Below are 1,883 nucleotides of genomic sequence, written 5' to 3' on the forward strand. Positions count from 1 at the left end.
CCTCCTTGACGGCCTCGCCGAGGTCGTCGGTCCCGCGGAGTCCGGCGGCGGTGAGGGTGCGGGTCTGGTGCAGGAAGCGGGGTTCGTCGAAGGCGGCGAGGGCCTCGCGGACTTCGGGGAGGTGGGGATGTTCGGCGTGCAGGGCGGCTGAGAGCTGGGACTTGACGACGGGGACGCGGGCGGCGGCCAGCGCGTCCAGGGCGGTGTTCGGATCTTCGAAGGAGGTGGCAAGGTGGCAGGTGTCGACGCAGATCCCGATGCGGGGGTGGCCGATCGCGGTGAGCGGGGCGATGGCGTCGGCCGTGGTCTCGACGGTGCAGCCCGGCTCGGGCTCCAGGCCGATACGGATGGAGCGGCCGGTCAGCTCCTCCAGCGCGTCGAGACGTTCGGCGAGGGTGGTCAGGGCCGCGTGGGCCCGGGCGGCGCGGTCGTCGTCGTACACCGTGCGCCAGGCGAGCGGCAGGGTCGAGATGGTGCCTTCGGTGACGTCGTCGGGGAGGAGTCCGGCGAGGACGCGGGCGAGGGCCGTGGTGTGTTCGAGCCGCTCGGGGTCGGCCCAGTCCGGCTTGTAGACGCGGTACTTGACCTCCTCGGCGCCGAACCCTTCGTACGGGAAGCCGTTGAGGGTGACGACTTCGAGGCCGCGGAGGTCGAGTTCGGTGCGCAGCCCGCGCAGGGCGGACGGGTCGGTGACGAGGGCGTGAGCGGCGTCCTTGGCGAGCCACAGGCCGATGCCGAGACGGTCGCGGCCGAGGCGTTTGCGTACGGGTTCGCAGTGGTCGCGGAGCTGGGCGAGGACGCCGTCGAGGGTCTCGGCGGGGTGGACGTTGGTGCAGTAGGCGAGGTGGACGGTGGAGCCGTCGGGGTGGCGGAAGCGCATCGGTCACACCCCCGTCGTCGTCGGGTCGGTGTCCGGGACTGTGTCCGGGACCGTCTTCGGGACGCCGCGGAGGATGGAGTTGCCCTCGTGGGTTGCGTCCGTGCCGGCGACGTCCAGGTCGAGGCGTCCGCTGAGTCCGTAGAAGGCGACGGGGTTGCGCCACAGCACCTGATCGACGTCGTCCTCGGTGAACCCGGCCTTCAGCAGGGCGTCCGCGACCTTGCGGGTCTTCAACGGGTCGCTCTTGCCCCAGTCGGCGGCCGAGTTGACCAGAACCTTCTCCGGTCCGTACTCCTGCAGGACCGCGACCATCCGTTCCTCGTCCATCTTGGTGTCCGGATAGACCGAGAAGCCGAGCCAGCAGCCGCCGTCCTTGGCCTCCTTGACCGTGGTCTCGTTGAGGTGGTCGATCAGGACGTGGTCCGGGNNCCCGGACCACGTCGAGGGTGCGGCGCAGACCGGCCAGCTTGTCGCGGTGCGGGGTGTGCACGAGCGCGGGCAGCTCAAAGGTGGCGGCGAGCTGGAGCTGGGCGGCCAGGGCGGTGTCCTCGGCGGGGGTCATCGAGTCGTAGCCGATCTCGCCGACGGCCACGACGTGGTCCTTGACGAGATACCGGGGCAGCTCGTCGAGGACGGGCACGCAGCGGGGGTCGTTGGCCTCTTTGGGGTTGAGGGCGAGCGTGCAGTGGTGGGCGATGCCGTACTGGGCGGCGCGGAAGGGTTCCCAGCCGAGGAGGGAGTCGAAGTAGTCGAGGAAGGAGGCCGCCGAGGTGCGGGGCTGGCCGAGCCAGAAGGCGGGTTCGACGACGGCTCTGACACCGGCCTCGTACATGGCTTCGTAGTCGTCGGTGGTCCGTGACGTCATGTGGATGTGGGGGTCGAAGATGCGCATCAGGACTCCTTGCCGTCGCTGCCGTGGGGGGCGTCGGTGCCGGGCGGGGTGGCCGGGTGCTCGGTCAGGGACAGGACGTGGTGCAGGTCATGAGGTACGGGACGGCCCGCG

General features: G+C 70.8%; 1 protein-coding gene and 2 pseudogenes. All 3 read right to left on the reverse strand.

Annotation, left to right across the window (positions count from 1 at the left end; genetic code table 11):
* Positions 1-880, reverse strand: an 880-nt coding sequence (gene eboE, locus AOK17_RS47325) for a metabolite traffic protein EboE (protein WP_055618797.1), incomplete at its 3' end; no start/stop codon positions are given.
* A gap of 3 nt (positions 881-883) precedes the next feature.
* A pseudogene (locus tag AOK17_RS53365) lies at positions 884-1,307 on the reverse strand (TatD family hydrolase); the annotation flags it as partial.
* 2 nt (positions 1,308-1,309) lie between these two features.
* Positions 1,310-1,772: pseudogene (locus tag AOK17_RS53370) on the reverse strand (TatD family hydrolase); the annotation flags it as partial.
* Between the last annotated feature and the right edge of the window lie 111 nt (positions 1,773-1,883).

It is taken from the genome of Streptomyces phaeochromogenes (assembly GCF_001418655.1).
GTDB lineage: Bacteria > Actinomycetota > Actinomycetes > Streptomycetales > Streptomycetaceae > Streptomyces > Streptomyces phaeochromogenes.